The sequence below is a fragment of the Marinobacterium sp. LSUCC0821 genome (genome assembly GCF_012848475.1).
Lineage (GTDB): Bacteria > Pseudomonadota > Gammaproteobacteria > Pseudomonadales > Balneatricaceae > Marinobacterium_E.
The window spans coordinates 237411-258196 of sequence record NZ_CP051666.1 but is presented as its reverse complement, the minus strand read 5'-3'; the positions used below and the strand labels follow the sequence as shown (position 1 = coordinate 258196).

The following is a 20786-nucleotide window of genomic DNA, read 5'->3' as shown; positions in this document are numbered from 1 at the left end:
TCTCCTATTAGGATCTACTGTCCTATTGATGACTCGACATAAAGGCCTTCACCCTTGCAGATGAAGGATTTTCGAATAGTTTCTCTGGTGTTCCCTGCTCTTCGATGTGCCCTTCATGAAGAAAGACCACCTGACTTGAAACATCACGTGCGAACCGCATCTCATGGGTCACAATCAACATAGTGCGCCCCTGGGAGGCAAGATCACGCATGACCGCCAACACCTCATTGACCAACTCAGGATCTAATGCGGAGGTTGGCTCATCGAACAACAACAGCTGCGGATCCATCGCTAAAGCACGAGCTATCGCAATACGCTGCTGCTGACCACCTGATAGATGACTCGGATAGGCATCGATCTTATCTACGAGCCCGACCTGCTGTAGGATCAGTTTCGCCTGACCCACCGCTTCATCTTTCGACTGTTTTAAAACTTGAATGGGGGCTTCTGTAATGTTCTCTAAAACCGTACGGTGTGGCCAGAGATTGAAGTTTTGGAATACAAAGCCAATACGCGAACGCATATTTTCAAGCTGCTTCCGACTCTTTGCATGCAACTCGCCACTCTTGGAAGGCACTAACTCAAGCTTCTCATCACCAAGGTAGATCTCACCCTTGCTTGGATTTTCAAGCAGGTTAATACAGCGCAGTAGCGTACTCTTACCCGAACCACTCGAACCGAGAATAGAGATCACATCGCCATCTTTCGCCTCCAGTGAGACCCCTTTGATAACGTTCAGGGATCCGTAGGATTTATGAATATCGACCAGACGAAGCGCAGTAGCTGGTTGTAAAACTTGGGACATTAAAACTTAACCAAACAGTCATGTAATCATGGGACTCTAGCGAGATTAGCGACCCACGGCAAGTGTTGTATATTCCACAGACAAAAAAGCCGCGATAAACGCGGCCCATAGAGTGAGTTTTTGTTTAGCCTTTCGCTTTAACGATGATGTCGTGCCACTTAGCTGGACCAGTGGTATGAACAGACTCACCATTCACATCTACTGCCACCGTCACTGGCATATCTTTCACTTCAAACTCATAGATCGCTTCCATGCCCATCTCTGGGAAGGCTAGCACCTTAGCATCAGTAATCGCTTTAGATACAAGGTACGCAGCACCACCTACAGCCATGAGGTAAACAGCTTGGTTGTCCTTGATTGCATCAATCGCAATTGGACCACGCTCCGATTTACCGATCATGCCAAGCAGCCCTGTCGACTCAAGAATCTGGCGAGTGAACTTATCCATACGTGTTGAGGTAGTTGGGCCTGCTGGACCTACTACTTCGTCACGTACTGGATCTACTGGGCCTACGTAGTAGATGAAACGACCTTTCAGATCTACTGGAAGCTCTTCACCGTTGTTTAGCATCTCAACCATGCGTTTGTGAGCAGCATCACGACCAGTTAGCATCTTGCCGTTAAGAAGAACTGTCTCACCTACCTTCCAATCTTTGACATCTTCAGGGGTAATCTCATCAAGGTTAACTCGGCGTGTATTTGCACCCACCTCAAAGGTTACATCTGGCCACTGATCTAGGCTTGGCGGAGTTAGAACCGCAGGACCTGAACCGTTAAGTTTGAAGTGAGTATGGCGAGTTGCCGCACAGTTAGGGATCATACATACAGGCAGCGAAGCTGCGTGGGTTGGGTAGTCCATAATCTTCACATCAAGCACGGTTGTAAGACCACCAAGACCTTGAGCACCAATACCTAACTCATTGACCTTATCCATGATCTCAAGACGTAGCTCTTCGATACGGTTCTGCGGTCCACGTGCGCGAATCTCATGGATATCAATTGGATCCATTAGAGACTCCTTGGCCATGACTGCAGCTTTCTCAGCAGTACCGCCGATACCTATGCCCAGCATACCTGGCGGACACCAGCCTGCACCCATTGTTGGGACTGTTTTAACAATCCAGTCAACAATGCTATCTGATGGGTTAAGCATGACCATCTTAGATTTGTTTTCTGAGCCGCCGCCTTTCGCTGCGACGTGCACTTCAACCTCATCACCTGGTACCACTTCGTAGTGAATAACCGCTGGCGTGTTGTCTTTGGTGTTCTGACGTTTACCTGCTGGATCTGCAAGAATAGAGGCACGCAGCACGTTATCTGGATTCATGTAGGCACGACGTACACCTTCGTTAACCATATCGGTTACAGACATGGTCGCATCCCACTGCACATTCATACCCACTTTCAGGAAGACGGTAACGATACCAGTATCCTGACAGATTGGACGCTTACCCTCTGCACACATACGTGAGTTGATAAGAATTTGAGCCATCGCATCCTTAGCGGCAGGGTTCTCTTCTCGTAAATACGCTTCGTTTACCGCTTCGATAAAGTCGATCGGGTGGTAGTACGAAATAAACTGAAGTGCATCAGCAACACTGCTGATCAAATCGTCCTGGCGGATTACGCTCATTGTAAGACTCCATTTACAGGTGAAAGCAAAGGGTTATGAATAAAGAACCCAAAATGTGGTGCGCATTATAACGCATTGCAGCAAAGCTTGGATGCCACCGTTGGTCTAAGAAAAGACCTTTTTACATAACGAATTGGGATAAATTTAGATAAAAAATACCGGCAACAGGTGCCGGTATTTATTTGTTAGCCTCGCTCTGGGGCGTTTGGCAGGTCACGCATCAGAAGTGCATATTCCATATCAGTCGCGAAATCGAGTGGCAGGGTTACGCGGTGACCAGAACCCGGTGCAACTTCGATTGAAGCACCTTTCTTATCGTAAAGCTCACCTAGCTTGAAGCGACGGTTACCAACAGGGGTCATCAGTTCAAGCGTATCACCCACTTCAAACTTATTCTTAACATCGATAACGAGCTTGCCTGCAGCCGCATCATGCTCGACAACTTCACCAACAAACTGCTGGTGTACACCAACAGAGCTACCAGTCTCATAGTTCTGGTACTCATCGTGCACATGGCGACGGTAGAAACCTTCGGTGTAACCGCGGTTTGCCAGGTTCTCAAGAACATCCATCAAACCCTTATCAAACGGGCGACCAGCAACAGCATCATCGATCGTTTGACGGTAGGCCTGAGCTGTACGCGCTACGTAGTAGTGCGACTTCGTACGACCTTCAATCTTCAGTGAATCCACACCCATCGCAGCAAGACGGTGTACGTGCTGAATAGCTCGCAGGTCTTTAGAGTTCATGATGTAAGTACCATGCTCATCTTCAAACGCTGGCATGTATTCACCAGGACGAGTCTCTTCCTGAAGCAGGAAGATCTTATCAGTTGGTTCACCCTCACCCAGCGCTGGTTTCTTCTCAGCTACAGGATCAAAGCTTTGAACGGCAACCACATCACCTGAATCATCCTCTTTCGCTTCATGCGCATCGTATTTCCAACGACAAGAGTTAGTACAGGTACCCTGGTTAGGATCACGGTGGTTGATGTAACCAGAGAGCAGACAACGACCAGAGTAAGCAATACAGAGTGAACCGTGAACGAATACTTCAAGCTCAATATCTGGACACTGCTGACGAATCTCTTCAACTTCATCGAGGCTCAATTCACGCGATAGGATGATGCGCTCAATACCAGCACGCTCCCAAAATTTCACTGCCGCCCAGTTCATAGTGTTTGACTGAACTGATAGGTGGATTGGGAGATCTGGGTACTTATCCTTAACCATCATAATCAAACCTGGGTCTGACATGATCATCGCGTCTGGATTCATCGCAATAACGGGATCGATATCCTTCATGTAGGTACCGAGTTTTGAGTTGTGCGGCAAAATATTACTTGCCACAAAAAACTTCTTACCTAACTGATGAGCGATATTGATACCTTCTTGAAGGTTTTCGTGGGTAAAGTCGTTGTTGCGGACACGAAGGCTGTAACGTGGCTGTCCTGCGTATACAGCATCAGCACCGTACGCAAAGGCGTACTTCATGTTACGAAGGGTTCCCGCAGGGGATAGAAGTTCTGGCTTACGCATTACTTTCTCAAATTTTGGTTAAACATCTGACCGCGGCAATTCAACTTCAAACAGCGGCGTGTAGATCGACCCTTTTTCACCTGGCCGACTCTGCAGAAGAACTACTGAATCAGCTGGAAGATGTTTATCGATCTTGGGTAATTCTGACTCTATTGCGAAACGACTTTGCGATGGCAAACGAGCAAGTGTGACATGGGGCATAAAGTTTCGATCATCTAACTCGATTCCGACATCAGTCGCTATATCGACTAGACTCTGCTGTAAACAAATCAGCTCCTCTTGCTGAGCTGTCATTGCAGCCACAACAGATAGTGAAGGATTTACAGCGTAGTAACCAATATGGTCAAGCTGGACATCGAATCGTGGTCCGAGTGAAATATCTCTCACACGTGACTCAAGCAATTCAACCTGATCGAGATCGATATCACCTAGAAAACTCAAGGTGAGATGGTAACCGCTCGAATCGACCCATAGGGCATCCAAGCCACGATCATATTCACAGAGCTCATCCGAAAAGTTAGCCAGATCTCTGGCTAATCGTTCCGGGACCCTGAGTGCAAAAAAAGTCCTAAGTTTCAAAACTTTTTTGTCCCACGTTCACGCGTGGCGCGTATTGTGCCGATTCGAGACGAAGTGAACAAGTATTGATCAGTTGAAAACTTTTCAAATTAACGGATTGCTCCCTCTAACAGCAAGGTATTGACCTGCTGTTTAACTTTTAGCAACTCATCGTTAACTGTTTTTCTACTTGAATCGATAGAAGCAAGTCGCTCTTCAATAGTCACTAGGCGACGCTCAATAGGCAGGGTATCACCCCCCTTTTGAATACGATCAGCTAGCTTGGCGCGCTCGTCACGCTCAATCGACAACTGGAATTCAGTGTCACTTGTGAGTTGAGTGAGCTGTTTCTGTAGCGCACTATTTGCTTTACTTAATTTAGCTAGGGAATCCGAAAGCGTTTTAAGCTGCTTATCAACACCTGAAGCCTTATTGAGGGCCTCTTTTGCATCTTTAGCGGCAGTGTCACTGGCGGTTTGAATTCCACCGACGGTAGCAATCTGCTTTTGCAGCTCTTTGCTTTGAACCTCAACCGTAGCGGCTAGCTTATCTAGCTTACTGGTCTGCGCATCCAAAAGTTTACCCTGCTCTTCAAGTTGCGGCTTATTTCTCTGGTATGAGACAGTCCACAGCTTAGCGATTTCAGAGTCGAAGTGTTTGATACGATCTTCAAGGCGCTGACTTACCTGCTCCATTCGTGACTGAAGGGTCTCACCTGACTGTGATGCTGTAGTTGAAGTTTTTGCTAGGTTCGCATCGGTGCTCTCAAGCCAGAGATTCATCTGCTCGATCAATGAGGACTGCTGATCTAATTTTTGCTGCATCTTATAGTTAAGAAATCCGATGGCAGCCGTTGCAGCTAACGACACTACTACCAAACCCACTAACAGACCATTGCCACGCGCGGGTACTGGAGCTTCAGATGCTCTAAGCGCTTTTGGCTTGGACTGAGTTTTAGTAGGTGCCGAAGGCTCCAGTGTAGGGACTGGATCATTAAGCTGATCAATATTGAAACCGGGTTCGCGACGTTCTGACATTGCTTAAATCTATAATCAGTAAAAAGATGTGCTAACACTAGCAGTTTTGGCGAGTTCAAAAAAGAGTGCCCGGCAATTGCCGGGCACTTAGTTCCACTTGCATCTAACAACAAATGTTAGATCGCGAGGTACTCATTTCGAAGTGCTTCATTTTCAAGCACCTCCTGTGCAGTTCCATCAAATACCACATTACCTGTATCTAGAATAACAGCACGATCGGCAAGTTTAAGTGCCGCTATGGCGTTCTGCTCGACGATAACTGTAGTGATACCAAGACCCTTAATCTCTTTCAGGGTACGTTCAATCTCTTGAACGATTACTGGAGCCAAACCTTCATATGGCTCATCAAGAAGAAGGACTTTAATGTCACGGCAAAGTGCACGTCCAATGGCAAGCATCTGCTGCTCACCACCCGAGAGAGTTACACCCTCCTGGTTGCGGCGCTCACCCAAACGTGGGAAGAGTTCGTATATACGCTCAATGCTCCAACCCTTAGGCGGGGCAATTTGAGCGAGCTGCAAGTTCTCTTCAACAGTAAGTCCTGGAATGATACAGCGATCTTCAGGCACGAGTGCGATACCCGCTTGTGATGCCTCGTATGCTGTCATTTCATGGATATTCTGGTGATCCAACCAGATCTCACCGCCTTTAAGAACTGGGTCATCACAACGTGCAATTGTACGAAGTGTAGAGGTCTTACCCGCACCGTTTCGGCCTAACAGGGCAAGAATTTCACCTTCGTGGATATTAAAACTAACACCCTGAACGATGTAAGACTCACCGTAGTAGCCGTGGATATCGTGTATTGAACAGTAAGTAACCGGCGTACCCAAATTTTGGGTAAGTACCGCTTCAGTTGCTACAGAGTTTGTCATACTTCTGCTCCTCCCAAGTACGCTTCACGAACTTTAGGGTTAACTTTAATCTCATCCGGTGAACCTTCCACAATTACGTGACCCGCAGCCATAACGCTTACTTTGTCAGCAAGCGAGAATACAACGTGCATGTCGTGCTCAATGATAACCATGGTCATACCATCCGCTTTAATCTTCTTAAGAAGGTCGATGGTGTTGTTGGTATCAGCACGAGCCATACCCGCAGTTGGTTCATCAAGTAGCAATAGTTTTGGCTCTTGAGAGAGACACATAGCAAGTTCAAGGCGACGTTTATCACCACGGCTCATGCTGCCCGCATGGTCATCTGACTTGCCGAGCATGTTCACATACTCAAGGTATTTAGCTGCTTTATCTTGCAGATCAGCATCCGTATCAGAACGTTTCCAAGCGTTAAGCTTGAATTCGCCATCACGGTGCGCAAGCAGAGGAATCATCATATTTTCCATAATCGAGAGATCTGCAAAGATCTCAGGAGTCTGGAATACACGAGAGATACCCAACTGGTTAATCTTGTGCGGTTTTAGACCGATCATGCTGTTACCCGCAAAAGTGATCGAACCATTGTCCGGAATCAGCTTACCGATAACTGCGTTTAGTAGAGTTGATTTACCTGCACCATTCGGTCCGATAACCGCATGCACAGTTTTCTCTTCAATTTTTAAGTTGACGTCATCCAGTGCTCTCAAGCCACCGAATGTTTTGTTTACGCCAGAGATTTCTAGTACTGACATATCAATATCCTGTTAGCTTAAGTTATTCTTCAGCCGACTTCGTAAAGCGAGCTTTGATTCGACGGTAACCTTCCATGATGCCGCCAGGCAGGAAGATAACCACTAGCATAAAGATGAGACCCAGTGTTAGGTGCCACCCTTTACCTACGAACAACGAGAGTACTGGAACAATCGCTGACACAAGAAAATCTGGTAAGAAATCGAACATGCTAGTAAGCACTGCACCATCGATAGCAGAGAAGATATTCTCGAAGTACTTGATTGAAACAGCACCTAGGAAAGGACCGACTAGCGTACCCACACCACCTAGGATGGTCATAAGAACAACCTCACCTGATGCTGTCCACTGCATACGTTCAGCGCCCGCAAGTGGGTCCATTGCTGCCATCAAGCTACCTGCAAGGCCTGCATACATGCCAGAGATTACAAATGCCGCTAGTGCATAAGGACGTGTATTCAAACCCGTGTACGCCATACGGTTCTGGTTAGTTTTAAGACCGCGCAGCATCGAACCAAAAGGAGAGCGTGTGATTCGTAGCGCGACGTAGAAACCGATAATCAGAATGACTGCACAGATGTAGAAACCTGCTAGGCCGCCCATATCTGTCATCTCCATACCGAAGAGGTGTGTACGTGGTACTTCACCTGCCGCTAGTGGAGCATCCCAAGCACGCGGATCTGCTGCTTCAACCTGAAGACCTGTCTCACCCATAGTAAGCGGGGTTAGTACAGAGTACGCAAGGTTGTAACACATCTGAGCCAATGCAAGAGTCAGAATTGAGAAGTAGATACCTGTACGACGAAGACAGATAAAACCAATCAACAGAGCAAAGATACCTGACACCACTACACCTGCAACCATTGCCGGAATGATATTGAGTGTAAACAGTTTGAATATCCAAACCGTTGTGTACGAGCCCATACCGATAAATGCGGCATGACCAAATGACAGGTAACCCGTCTGACCAAAGAGAATGTTAAAGCCAATTGCAAATAGACCGAAGATAGCGAAACGCTGCATCAAGTCTGGGTAAGCTGCACCGAAAGGCTGCATCCACAATGGCATTAGAAGGACAAATGCTGAGAAACCAAGCAACAGCATCATGTCCGATTTAGGGGTAAATTTTTCAATATGCATGTTAGTCCTCCATCACACCTTTACGACCCATGAGACCGCGTGGACGAACAAGCAGTACGATCATAGCTACAAGATAAATGATGACCTGGTCGATACCTGGAATAATGCTCTTAATTTCATTCATTGACGCGAATGACTGCAAAATACCTAGGAGGAATCCAGCCGCTACTGCACCAGGGAGTGAGCCCATACCGCCGACTACAACCACGACAAAGGAGAGAACCAAGAAGTCCATACCCATGTGGTAGTTAGGTGAGAGTATTGGGGTATACATAAGACCAGCCAAGCCCGCTACGACAGCGGCAAGACCAAAGACAATACTAAAGCGTTTGGTAATGTTAATACCTAGGAGCTGAACCGTTTGACGATCAGCCATACCTGCACGCACGACCATACCAAAGGTGGTGAACTGCAAGAATGCAAACACAGCAGCTATGATTAAGCCTGCAAAACCGAGGTAAACAAGACGCCATTTAGGGTAGACAATATTGTCCCCTAATCCAAAGAGCGCACCTATGTTAGCTGTACCCTCGAATATTTCAGGTGCTGGCTGTGGAATTGGGTTAGCACCGTAGATAGCCTTGATAATCTCTTGAATGACAATTGCCAAACCAAAGGTTACAAGAATCTGATCAGCGTGCGGACGGCGATAGAAGTGACGGATAAGACCGCGCTCCATAATCAAGCCAATCGCCAACATGATCGGAACTGCAATGAGTATAGATATCGGTACGGACCAATCTATGATCGCTTTACCAGTATCTCCAAGCCATAACTCAAGATATGGTACTTCTTTGAATGCTTCAAAGAATGTTACCGATTCATCTTTAATTTTTGTTGAAATTGTAAGTACTTCGCGAACTGATACTGCGACGAAAGCACCCAACATGAATAACGCACCGTGAGCAAAGTTCACGACGCCTAAGGTACCGAAAATCAACGTTAGACCCAGGGCAATCAGCGCATAAGCACCACCCTTATCTAGACCGTTCAAAATCTGGAGGATTATTGCATCCACAGCTACGAATCTCCAAAAATGCTAATAAAACGAAGGGGTCCCTTGGACCCCTTCGCACGCCAAGGTGTAATAAAAAATTACACTTGGATTAAGACCACTGAGCGCCGCCGGCGAATGGTCCTTCGTTTGGATCGTAAGTAAGCTTCTCACGAGAAACCACATCAAGAACTTCAAGACGGTCGAAGTCAGATGTTGGGTTCATGTTACCGCGTACAACTAGGCCATTCTTCATAACCTGGTGGTCCGCTTTACGGTATAGAGAAGCACCGTTACCCATACCATCGAACTCGTGATCTTCAAGCGCAGCAATAACTGCCTGCGGATCGAATGAACCTGCACGCTCAACAGCATCTGCGTAAAGCATAGTCTGAACGTAACAAGTGTGAGCTGCCTGTGATGGTGGGAAACCATATTCCTGACCGAACGACTTAACGAATGCTTTAGAACCTTCGTCAGTCAGCTTCCAGTTCCAGTTCGTAGAACCTAGGATGCCCTTCATGTTGTCGCCCGCACCTTTCGCCATTAGACGAGAGAAAAGAGGAACGATGATCTGGAAGTCCTTACCGTTAACCTGCTTATCTTTCAGGCCGAACTGAATCGCCTGAGTCAAAGAGTTAACCATGTCACCGCCGTAGTGGTTAAGGATTAGGGTATCAGCACCAGAGTTTAGAATTGGTGTGATGTACTGAGAGAAGTCGCCTGCACCTACTGGTGTTTTAACGTTAGCAACTGTCTGCCAGTTTGCTTCCGCAGCCATACCTTTCTCGATTGAGTCCTGCTGTGACCAACCCCAAGTGTAGTCAGCCGTTAGGTGGTAAACCTGACGATCTGCACCGTACTCTTTAGCTAGCACTGGACGAAGAGCAAGTGCTGACTGGTGACAGTTGAACATGTGGCGGAAACCGTGACGACGACGGTCTTTACCAGTTGTATCGTTTGAGTGAGTTAGACCCGCCATGAAGATGGTACCCATCTCTTCAGCTAGAGCCTGTACAGCGATCGCCACACCTGATGATGAACCACCAGAGAACATGATTACGCCATCTTTCTCGATCATACGCTTAGCCGATGCACGTGCAGCGTCAGACTTAGTCTGAGTATCACCTGTTACGTACTCAACTTTCATACCAAGAATACCGTTACCTTTAAGATTCATTGGTTTCATGGTGTTCATCATACCGCCGTCGCCTTCACCGTTTAGGTGTTTAACAGCCAGTTTGAATGCGCGTAGTTCGTCTGCACCTTCGTCTGCGTAAGCACCAGTCTGAGGCACGTTAAAGCCTAGGACACACTTACCAGATGCGGCTGGGTCGTTACGGAACGAACCAGCAGCAGATGCAGTTGGGATGTAAAAGCTTGGTACAGCGATGGCTGCAGCCGACGCAGCAGTACCTTTAAGTACCGTACGGCGAGAGTAGCCAGTTTTCTTATCAGTCATTAGATTAACTCCGTTGTTAATTTGTTGTTATGTACAAGCGGAATGGACAAGTTAGGATACTCAGAGCAAACCTTCAACCCCACTAAAGCATGATTTAGACCAATGGATGAGAGGGCTATAACCTTTCTCTTTGCAAGGAATAAAGCCTTATAACCTAATAACTTAGCTCATTTCACATAATAAAAAACCCCGCACAATTTCTTGTGCGGGGTCTCTATTTGGAACAGGGAGGATGATTACATCATGCCGCCCATACCACCCATGCCGCCCATGTCTGGCATGCCTGGTTTATCTTCTGGAATTTCAGCAACCATCGCTTCAGTTGTGATCATAAGACCCGCGATAGAAGCAGCAGCCTGAAGTGAAGAGCGAGTTACTTTAACTGGGTCAATAATGCCCATTTCTAGCATGTCGCCGTAAACTTCAGTACCTGCGTTGAAGCCGAAGTTACCTTTGCCGTTACGTACTTCGTTAACTACTACTGATGGCTCACCACCACAGTTAGCAACGATCTGACGTAGTGGTGACTCCATAGCGCGAAGCGCAAGCTGGATACCGATAGTCTGGTCGTGGTTATCACCTTCAAGACCTTCTACCTGCTGAAGTGCGCGGATAAGTGCAACACCACCGCCAGGTACGATACCCTCTTCAACAGCTGCACGAGTTGCGTGAAGAGCGTCATCTACACGCGCTTTCTTCTCTTTCAACTCAACTTCAGTTGCAGCACCTACTTTGATTACCGCAACACCGCCAGCAAGCTTAGCGACACGCTCCTGCATCTTCTCTTTGTCGTACTCAGAAGTAGTATCTTCCATCTGTACACGAATCTGCTGAACACGTGCATTGATCGCCTCTTTAGCGCCAGCACCATCAACAATAGTTGTGTTCTCTTTGCTTACCTGAACGCGCTTGGCCTGGCCAAGGTGCTCAAGTTCAACTGTATCTAGGCTTAGACCAACCTCTTCAGAGATAACCTGACCACCCGTTAGGATAGCGATATCCTGAAGCATCGCTTTACGACGATCACCGAAGCCAGGAGCTTTAACAGCACACACTTTCACGATACCGCGCATAGTGTTTACAACTAGAGTTGCAAGCGCTTCGCCTTCAACATCTTCAGCTACAAGTAGAAGTGGACGTGAAGCTTTAGCTACGCCTTCAAGTGCTGGAAGAAGTTCACGGATGTTAGAAATTTTCTTGTCTACTAGAAGGATGAACGGATCTTCTAGCTCAGCAACCATAGTATCCTGGTTAGTTACGAAGTAAGGAGACAGGTAACCACGATCGAACTGCATACCTTCAACTACGTCTAGTTCGTTATCAAAACCAGAACCTTCTTCAACTGTGATTACGCCATCTTGGCTAACACGCTCCATCGCTTCAGCGATGATGTTACCTACTTCTGCATCAGAGTTTGCAGAGATAGTACCAACCTGTGCGATTGATTTAGTGTCTGCACAAGGAACAGCCATAGCGCGAAGATTCTCAACAACTGCAGCAGCAGCTTTGTCGATACCACGCTTAAGATCCATTGGGTTCATGCCAGCAGCAACTGACTTAAGACCCTCGTTAACGATAGCCTGAGCTAGAACAGTTGCAGTAGTTGTACCGTCACCAGCTACATCGTTGGCTTTAGAAGCAACTTCTTTAACCATCTGTGCGCCCATGTTTTCGAACTTATCTTTAAGTTCGATCTCTTTCGCAACAGATACACCATCTTTAGTTACTGTAGGTGCACCGAATGACTTATCGAGTACAACGTTACGACCCTTAGGGCCAAGAGTTGTTTTAACCGCATTAGCAAGAATGTTTACACCTTCAAGCATGCTCTGACGAGCATCATTGCCAAAACGTACGTCTTTAGCTGCCATTGTTCAAAATCCTTTAAATAGTTACGTCTATAAATCTAAAACGTTAGAGCTATTAAGCTTCTAACACGCCGTAAATTTCGCTCTCTTGCATGATCAGTAGTTCTTCACCATCAACTTTAATGGTGTTAGTACCTGCGTACTGACCGAAAAGAACTTTGTCACCTTCTTTAACAGAAGGAGCGATTACTTCACCGTTGTTAGCCACACGGCCTGGGCCTACAGCTACAACAACACCCTGGTTTGGCTTTTCTGCAGCCGAACCTGGAAGAACGATACCGCCAGCCGAGGTTGCTTCCTCTTCGCTGCGACGAATAACAACACGGTCATGTAGTGGACGAATAGTCATCTATTTTTCTCCTGAGTTAAGGATCCAATGCGATGTTGGTTTTTGTTAGTAAAAACCCGACCCATTTGAGCCGGGAGTCTTTATCTTGTGAAAAAGTAAATTGGGGAGGAGTTGGACTATTTCAACTGCAAATTGAAAAAAAAGTTGGATTTGGCAAAAAATTATTCGATGCGTTTACGATCGTCAGTTTTATTTGAATCTTCGACATCAACAAACTCACCCTCAATTATGTCATCACCCGATGATCTATTTGACTCACCAAAGGATGAATCACTCTGTGAGTAGAAGTGAGCAGATCCACCGCGACTAACAAAAGCTGAAGCAACCCTTTCGCCGAAGATCTTGAAAAACAATCCACGGGTAAAGGGAAGTAGACAGGCAAAACCGATGGCATCAGTTACAAATCCGGGAGTAATGAGGAGCGCTCCACCAATGGCGATAACAATCCCATCGCGCATCTCAGAGAGCGGCATTTCACCTGATTGAATTTTTGCCTGCGCCCGCATGAGCGTGGTGACACCCTGGTAGCGGAGCATATTAACGCCAATAAAAGCAGAAAGAAGAACCAAGCCGACCGTGTACCAACCACCTATTGCCTGCCCTACTTTAATCAATATGGTGATTTCAATGACGGGGATGACAACAAAAAGAATAAATAGAATTGGCATGCTAACTCCTAAGCGAACTGTAAGAACAATGTAACAGGCATCTCCCTTTCATAAAAGCAGCACACAAACACCTCAATCTTGTGCACTTGCACAGCTTATATTTTTTGCCATGCATCAAAAATCCGATTTTTGTGCACATCCCTTTTACCTATGTCTAATAAGGAAAGCAGAAAAACCCATCTAGATATCCGCCTTATAAAATCAATAGGTTATAAGACGTAAAACGCAAAAATTCGATATTAGTAATTAAAAAAAATATTTTTATTCCCAAATGATTCAAAGGACTAATAGATTTCCACATTAAATCTACGTAATTTGATGCAGTGCAAAAGCTGCAGTGCAGCATCGTTAAACGATATAAAGAACAATACAAATAAGGAGTCCTTTGATGGAACTCAACGGTAAAGTAATCGTAATCACTGGTGGCGGCCGCGGTCTTGGTCGCGCAATGGCTTTGGAATTCGCAGGCAAAGGTGCTCAGCTTGCACTTGTCGACCTTAACCAAGCCGATCTAGATGAAACTCTTGGATTAGTTAAAGCTGCAGGCAGCGATGGTCGCACTTACCTGTGCAACGTTGCTCAAGAAGCTGAAGTAGAAACTTTATTTGAAAAAGTTTACAACGATTTCGGCGCACTTAACGGTGTAGTTAACAACGCCGGTATCACACGTGACGGCCTATTCATCAAAGTTAAAGATGGCGAAATCGTCTCTAAGATGTCTATGGATCAGTGGAACCTAGTTATGGATGTAAACCTAACAGGTACTTTCCTATGTGCTCGTGAAGCTGCTGTGCAGATGATCAAGAATAAGCAGGAAGGTTGTATCGTAAACATCTCTTCGATCTCACGTTCAGGCAACATGGGTCAGACAAACTACACTGCAACTAAAGCAGGCGTAGAAGCAATGGCAGTAACCTGGGCTAAAGAACTTGCTCGCTACGGTATCCGTGCTGCATCAATTGCACCGGGTTACATCGGTACTGAGATGGTTATGGCAATGAAAGAGGAAGCTCGCGAGAAGATTGCGGCTGGCATCCCTTCTAAACGTCTAGGTAAGCCAGAAGAGATCGCACGCACAGCTGCGTTCATCTTCGAAAACGACTACATCTCTGGTCGTTGTTTTGAGGTTGATGGCGGTCTTCGCATCTAACTTAAAACTAGTCATTAGATTAGCCGGCCTCTGTGCCGGCTTTTTTTATGCCCACTTCATTCACTATTCAGTTTTAGCCTGTTAATTTATGGCGATTAACTGTGACTGGATTTAGCGATGATCTCTAAGTGGATTGATACTTTTCGTGTTTATAAAGATAAACGCCTTCTCTGGGTTTTCCTTATGGGTTGTAGCTCCGGTTTCCCATGGGTATTGATCGGCTCCAATATGAGTGGATGGCTCAAGGATGAAGGCCTTTCTCGTACTGCGATTGGTTTCTTTGGCTCTATCTTTGCAGTCTATGCGTTCAATTTTCTCTGGGCGCCACTAGTCGACCGTGTTCGTCTCCCGCTTTTAGGGCGACTAGGCCAGCGTAGATCTTGGATTTTCCTCTGTCAGGGAATCATGCTCATTATGATTCTGGCAATTACTCAGGCAGATCCAGGCGGCGCCTACCAAGCGATGGGGGCTCCAACCACAGAGGCTGGGAAAATCCCTGGCATGATGTTTATCTCATTAGTTGCTCTGCTTATCGCTATCGCCTCTGCAACACAAGATATCGCCATTGACGCCTTCCGTATCGATCAATTCAATGTCAATGAGACAGAGAAGATGCCACCAGCATCAGCCATGGCTGTCGTCGGCTGGTGGACTGGATATTCACTTCCTGGTTACCTCGCGTTTGTTAATGCCGATGCAATTGGCTGGAACGGTGTTTATGCCGCAATGGCCTTAATTATGGCGCTGTTGATGATTTTCACCCTATTCGTGGGTGAACCTGAGGATCGCCGCTCTGCCATTCAAAACGACATGGAGAACAGCTATCAGAAGCGCTATGGTTTAGGACGCTTTGCATCCTGGATCGCAGTAACGGTTGTAGAACCCTTTGCCGACTTCATTCGCCGTAACGGATTGAGTGTTGCTATTACCCTTCTCGCTTTCATTTTTATGTTTAAAATTGGCGAGGCCTTCCTCGGCCGAATGTCAGTTGTATTCTACAAAGAGATTGGCTTTACCAATGAGCAGATAGGTGAATACACCAAAATGCTCGGTTGGGTTGCAACCGTCTTTTTCACGCTAATCGGTAGTGCCATCAACGTTCGCTTCGGTGTTTTGAAGGGATTGATGATTGGCGGTATCGCCATGGCTGCGTCTAATCTAATGTTTGCTCTGATAGCAGAGATGGGACCCATCGAGTGGCTCTTTGCTGCAACCATCATTGTTGACAACTTCACTACAGCCTTTTCAACCGTCGCCTTTGTCGCATTCCTAACAGCGTTAACGGGCAGGGCATTCAGTGCCAGCCAATATGCTCTACTTGCATCCCTAGGAAACTTGGGACGCACTACCCTAGCAGGTTTCAGTGGCAGCATGGTGGACAGTCTCGCAGGTAACTGGAGTCTATTCTTCATTATTACAACGCTAATGGTGATCCCGTCTCTGGTTATGCTTTGGCTTCTTCGTGACAAGCTAGAAGCTGCACAAGCGAAAACCCTAGAGCATAATCAACGTCAAGATTCTCAATAGATCTAACCTAGGTCAGGACACCTATTTCAGAACGGGACCAGAGACACAAAAAAGGCGAACTCACGAGTTCGCCTTTTGGTTCAAAGCTAGATTAGTCGCGGAAGTTCTTGTACTGCAGCGGTAAGCCAACATTAGACTCACGCAAAAGTGCGATAACATCTTGCAGGTCATCTCGCTTTTTACCAGTGACACGAACCTGCTCACCTTGAGTCTGGGTCTGAACTTTCAACTTAGACTCTTTAATGATTTTGGTAATCTTCTTAGCTGCATCCTGATCTAGACCCTGACGCATAACGATCTTCTGGCGTGCTTGCATACCATTTTGTTCAACCTTTTGCGGGTCCATAGCATCTGGATCTACCTTACGGTTAACAAGTTTTGCACGAAGTACATCAATCATCTGCTGCAGCTGGAACTCAGCTTCTGCGTGCATGTTGATGTTGTCACCATCGCGCTCAAAACCAGCATCCACGCCTTTGAAGTCAAATCGTGTTGTGATTTCACGATTAGCCTGATCAACTGCGTTGGTCACCTCATGAACATCTACTTCAGATACGATATCGAAAGATGGCATAGCCCTCTCCTATTTCTTGAAACTAACAATGACCGGTATGATACCTCTTTTTGGCAAGGCTGTTAGCAAAGATGTGGCATATTCTAGGATCAGGAGCGATAGGGTCGATTTGGGCCAGTAAACTTAACTCCCTAAATCTCGACATTACGCTTATTTTTCGGGATGAAGAGCGATTAGGCAGCTTTGCAACTACTGGCAATCTTGTGTCTGTTCGAAGCGATCAGGGGCTGGATCAATTTCAATGTTTAGCGACTACAGCCAACAAATTGACAACCCCTATTCAAAACCTGCTTGTCGCAACCAAAGCCTTTGATGCCGTAAGCGCTATTACTACTCTAAGTAACTGGTTAACAGCGGAGAGCACAATTGTGGTCATGATCAATGGCTATGGTGTGCAACAGGAGCTTCAGACCAAATTTCCTCATTTGATTTTCACCTTCGCCAGCACGACCGACGGTGGCTATAAAACCGGAGAGTTTGAGACAGTTTGGGCAGGCCAAGGCAAAACACTTGTCGGGAGCATTAAAGGCACTGCAAAGACTCCTAAGGAGTGGGAGGCGCTTCCGCAGATCGAGGCAACCGAAGATATAGACTTAATCCTTTGGCGAAAGCTGGCCATTAACTGCTGTATCAACCCATTAACTGTGAAATACAACTGTCGAAATGGCGAGTTATTGGATATTCCGGGCGCAATGGCAGAGATGTCTATTATCGCGTCAGAGTTCGAAGCCATCAGCAATGCTACTCAGAAACATTTATTCGATACCCCTTTGCTGGATCAAGCCAAACTAGTTGCACGAACAACTCAAGGGAACATATCGTCTATGTTGCAAGATATACGTGCAGGAAGGCGGACCGAGATTCGACAAATTACAGGTGCACTTTGTGACCTAGCAGAGCAATCAGGTTTAGCAGTTCCTCATAACCAATCACTTTTAAAATTGATCATCGATTTAGAAACAAACGGCTAACCGGGAAAGCAAGATGACACTGGATGAAGAAGTAAAACTCATCATTGAAAAGATAGAGTCATTGGACAATGAGAATAGAACTCTTATCGCTTTAGCAGGGCCTCCTGGATCCGGTAAATCAACTGTTGCAGAGCACTTAGTTTCAGAGTGGAACCTCAAATACCCAACCTATCAAAGTGCGGTGGTACCGATGGATGGCTTCCACCTGAATAATCCAGAGTTGATTGAGATGGGGCTTTTGAGTCGCAAAGGTGCACCCGAGACCTTCGATGCTAAAGGTTTTGTCGAGCTGGTTTCTCAATTAAAAGACTCAAATACTAACGTCCACTACCCAACTTTTGATCGCTCAAACGAATGCACTGTGCCCAATGGCGCGCAACTCGATGCTAAATGCAAAGTGGTTATCGTTGAAGGCAACTACCTACTGTTAAACAGAGATTATTGGCGAGAGCTAAGGCCCCTGTTTGATCTAACAGTTTTTCTTGCTCCATCCATTAAAGCAATTGAAAGTAGACTCCTCGATCGCTGGTTGAGTTATGGGTACAGCCCTAAAGAAGCTCAGACAAAGATTGAGGGAAATGACCTGTTAAATGCCAAGACCATCCTCGAAGAGAGCCTAAAGGCAGACCTTCATATAGTTCAAGACTAGCTTGAGTTGCTTTCATCGAGAGCTGAAAAGCTTTCGGTTGTGAAACTACCCTCTTATCTCTAAAATCCCGCCCCTTAATGGAGTAGGTGCGCTTTTTTGAGCGTTAAACGGGAAGATCAGTAGAAGCTGACGCTGCCCCCGCAACGGTAAGGAAGGTTATTTCAACATCATGCCACTGGCGACAGCTGGGAAGGCGTTGAAATAGAGACCTCCAAGCCCGGATACCGGCCCACTCTCAATACCATCCAACCATGCGCGGTGGGCGCATTGAGAGAGATCATGAAATTACTTACGACCCTTATCCTAGCAGCGTCGACTGTTTCTTCTTTTGCCTTAGCAAATCCAATTACGGTTTTCGTGACAGGGAGCCGAATGGAATCATCAACAATCGGAATTCCTGCTGCTAAGACTGTAATTACATCAGATGAAATTTTGAATAGTGGTGCTTCTACTTTAACCGATATTCTTCGCCAACAGAGCTTCATTCAAATCACTGACAGTTCTGGAGTGAACGGCAAAGGGAACATAGATATGAGAGGGTTTGGTGAATTCAGCTCTTTCAATACTGTAATTCTAATTGATGGTCAAAAGATCAACCGCGCTGCAGACCAATCATCCATAGATCTAAATATGTTCAACCTAGAACAGATAGACCGAATTGAAATCATAAAAGGTAGTGCTGGAGTACTTTATGGCCATGAGGCGGTTGGCGGAGTTATTAACATCATCACCAAAAAGAACAACAGACGCCATAACAGCGCATCAGTTGAGGTTGGAAGTTTTGATAGAAGCTCCGTAAAAGCGTCAATTGGTGACTATTTATCAAAAGACAGTTCATTCAACCTCACACTAGAGAGAACGGAAGCTAATAATTTTAGAGACCACAATGACTCAGACTTAAAGAAATTTAATGTTAATTTTCAGAAAAAAAGTCAGTTGGGTGATACACAAATTTCGATTCAAAGAATTGAAGATTACTGGCTTAACAGCGGTCCATTAAGTTCGGTGAACGATGTTCTAAACAATCCTACCGTTTCACAAAATATTTATGCTGATGATTGGTACGATAAAAAAGGGACCTCAATTAAACTTAATCACTTAAAATCAATAGACAGTATTAATACCCTTACCGTCGATGCATTTGTAAATAGTGAAAAAACTAATGCAAATGCTTACATTGGCGGCTCTGTTGATAACACCATTCAAGACAGAAAGAGCGTCTCGTTTAGCCCAAGAGTTATAAGCAATCTAAACGAAGACACAAACCTTCTTACAGGCATTGACTATACATACACAGACTATGCTTTTTCGTCTTCTTTTGGTCCGATGAACATTGATCAAAACATATATGCCGTTTACGGGGTTCTTGATCACAAGATAAACGACAGAGTCACAATCAACACTGGATTACGCCATGCGTATATGGAATATACTCATATTGGCAACACCCATACATCTCCGTTGTCTCAAAAGAATAACGACAATCAAACCGTTGGCAATATAGGATTAACATTACACATATCACCAAACTGGAGTGTTGATTTAAGGGCTGACCAAAATTACAGATTCGCACTGGTTGATGAGCACAACAATTATCTATACGCAGGCTCAACAAGCACACTTAAAACCCAAACTGGCAACTCTTATGAAGCAGCTCTGACGTTTGAGGAACAAGGAACTACTGCTCAAATTCAAGCATATACGTTAAGACTAGATGATGAGTTGATTTATGATGGCGCTAATTATTTAACAACTAACTTTGAAAAGACTGAGAGAAATGGCATATCCATTTCACTTAAGAAAAGCATCAATGAATTAACAGACCTTAATTTTGGATATGATTATCTGAATGCGAAGGTCGAAAACGCTGTAATTGATTACTACGGAACAACATTAGACTTTAACAATAAGACCATCCCCTTAACTGCAAAACACTCAGCCAATGCTGGGGTAACCTGGAAAACCAACAACGGATTGATCAACGACCTAAACTGGAAATATATTGGGGAACGCTATGTTGGTGCGGACTTCCTGAATAATTACGATAAAATAAAAGGATACAGCACGTTCAACTTTAGCAGTTTGTTGAAACAAAAAAGTTGGGAATTTAGCTTCAAGCTAAACAACATATTCGACAAAAAATCAGTCAATACTGCTAGCCTATCTGGAAGCACAATTGGTTACTATCCCATTACTGAAAGAAACCTTTCAATAACTGCAAAATATTACTTTGAGTAA

At 45.6% G+C, this 20786-nt stretch carries 19 protein-coding genes and 1 riboswitch; of the genes, 5 read left to right on the top strand and 14 right to left on the bottom strand.

Going from position 1 to position 20786, the window contains the following annotated elements:
* Positions 1–22 precede the first annotated feature (22 nt).
* The 13 genes from HH196_RS01345 to HH196_RS01285 all read right to left on the bottom strand — a co-directional run bounded on the left by HH196_RS01345 (position 23) and on the right by HH196_RS01285 (position 13677).
* Positions 23–805, bottom strand: a complete 783-nt coding sequence (locus HH196_RS01345; protein ID WP_169450309.1) for an ABC transporter ATP-binding protein — start codon at positions 803–805, stop codon at positions 23–25.
* A gap of 124 nt (positions 806–929) precedes the next feature.
* Entirely contained in the window at positions 930–2438 is a 1509-nt protein-coding gene (locus tag HH196_RS01340) for a fumarate hydratase (protein WP_169450308.1), read from the bottom strand.
* 185 nt (positions 2439–2623) lie between these two features.
* Positions 2624–3976 (bottom strand): tRNA 5-hydroxyuridine modification protein YegQ, encoded by a 1353-nt coding sequence (yegQ, locus tag HH196_RS01335; RefSeq protein ID WP_169450307.1) that lies wholly within the window; start codon positions 3974–3976, stop codon positions 2624–2626.
* An 18-nt stretch (positions 3977–3994) separates the two neighbouring features.
* Positions 3995–4555 carry an RNA 2',3'-cyclic phosphodiesterase gene (thpR, locus tag HH196_RS01330; protein ID WP_169450306.1) on the bottom strand — a complete coding sequence of 187 codons (561 nt, stop codon included), beginning with the start codon at positions 4553–4555 and terminating at the stop codon, positions 3995–3997.
* Between the two features lie 89 nt (positions 4556–4644).
* A complete protein-coding gene (locus HH196_RS01325; protein WP_169450305.1) occupies positions 4645–5571 on the bottom strand; it encodes a hypothetical protein in 927 nt (308 codons plus the stop codon).
* A gap of 116 nt (positions 5572–5687) precedes the next feature.
* Complete coding sequence (locus HH196_RS01320) at positions 5688–6446, bottom strand: ABC transporter ATP-binding protein (RefSeq protein WP_169450304.1); 759 nt, start codon at positions 6444–6446, stop codon at positions 5688–5690.
* Positions 6443–7198 carry an ABC transporter ATP-binding protein gene (locus tag HH196_RS01315; protein ID WP_169450303.1) on the bottom strand — a complete coding sequence of 252 codons (756 nt, stop codon included), beginning with the start codon at positions 7196–7198 and terminating at the stop codon, positions 6443–6445. Before HH196_RS01315 ends, HH196_RS01320 begins: the two co-directional genes overlap by 4 nt.
* Before the next feature lie 22 nt (positions 7199–7220).
* Entirely contained in the window at positions 7221–8336 is a 1116-nt protein-coding gene (locus tag HH196_RS01310; RefSeq protein WP_169450302.1) for a branched-chain amino acid ABC transporter permease, read from the bottom strand.
* A 1-nt stretch (position 8337) separates the two neighbouring features.
* Positions 8338–9354, bottom strand: a complete 1017-nt coding sequence (locus HH196_RS01305; protein WP_169450301.1) for a branched-chain amino acid ABC transporter permease — start codon at positions 9352–9354, stop codon at positions 8338–8340.
* 88 nt (positions 9355–9442) lie between these two features.
* Positions 9443–10792, bottom strand: coding sequence for a substrate-binding protein (locus HH196_RS01300; protein ID WP_169450300.1), 1350 nt, complete (start codon positions 10790–10792; stop codon positions 9443–9445).
* Between the two features lie 236 nt (positions 10793–11028).
* Positions 11029–12663, bottom strand: a complete 1635-nt coding sequence (groL, locus tag HH196_RS01295) for a chaperonin GroEL (protein ID WP_169450299.1) — start codon at positions 12661–12663, stop codon at positions 11029–11031.
* 52 nt (positions 12664–12715) lie between these two features.
* Positions 12716–13009 carry a co-chaperone GroES gene (locus HH196_RS01290; protein WP_169450298.1) on the bottom strand — a complete coding sequence of 98 codons (294 nt, stop codon included), beginning with the start codon at positions 13007–13009 and terminating at the stop codon, positions 12716–12718.
* Between the two features lie 161 nt (positions 13010–13170).
* Entirely contained in the window at positions 13171–13677 is a 507-nt protein-coding gene (locus HH196_RS01285; protein WP_169450297.1) for an FxsA family protein, read from the bottom strand.
* 388 nt (positions 13678–14065) lie between these two features.
* Between HH196_RS01285 and HH196_RS01280 the strand changes: the two genes are divergently transcribed.
* Entirely contained in the window at positions 14066–14827 is a 762-nt protein-coding gene (locus HH196_RS01280; protein WP_169450296.1) for an SDR family oxidoreductase, read from the top strand.
* 117 nt (positions 14828–14944) lie between these two features.
* The gene (locus HH196_RS01275) at positions 14945–16354 is read left to right on the top strand and encodes an MFS transporter (RefSeq protein WP_169450295.1); all 1410 of its coding nucleotides are present in this window, start codon (positions 14945–14947) and stop codon (positions 16352–16354) included.
* 91 nt (positions 16355–16445) lie between these two features.
* On the opposite strand, the gene HH196_RS01270 is transcribed toward HH196_RS01275, so the two are convergent.
* On the bottom strand, positions 16446–16928 hold the full coding sequence (locus HH196_RS01270) for a YajQ family cyclic di-GMP-binding protein (RefSeq protein ID WP_169450294.1): 483 nt from the start codon (positions 16926–16928) through the stop codon (positions 16446–16448).
* A gap of 50 nt (positions 16929–16978) precedes the next feature.
* On the opposite strand from HH196_RS01270, the gene HH196_RS01265 reads away from it, so the two are divergent.
* The 3 genes from HH196_RS01265 to HH196_RS11615 all read left to right on the top strand — a co-directional run bounded on the left by HH196_RS01265 (position 16979) and on the right by HH196_RS11615 (position 20786).
* Complete coding sequence (locus tag HH196_RS01265; RefSeq protein WP_169450293.1) at positions 16979–17899, top strand: 2-dehydropantoate 2-reductase; 921 nt, start codon at positions 16979–16981, stop codon at positions 17897–17899.
* A gap of 13 nt (positions 17900–17912) precedes the next feature.
* Positions 17913–18548 carry a uridine kinase gene (locus HH196_RS01260; protein ID WP_169450292.1) on the top strand — a complete coding sequence of 212 codons (636 nt, stop codon included), beginning with the start codon at positions 17913–17915 and terminating at the stop codon, positions 18546–18548.
* A gap of 67 nt (positions 18549–18615) precedes the next feature.
* Positions 18616–18796, top strand: a riboswitch (cobalamin riboswitch).
* A gap of 31 nt (positions 18797–18827) precedes the next feature.
* Positions 18828–20786: a TonB-dependent siderophore receptor gene (locus HH196_RS11615; protein ID WP_169450291.1), complete on the top strand. Its 1959-nt coding sequence runs from the start codon at positions 18828–18830 to the stop codon at positions 20784–20786.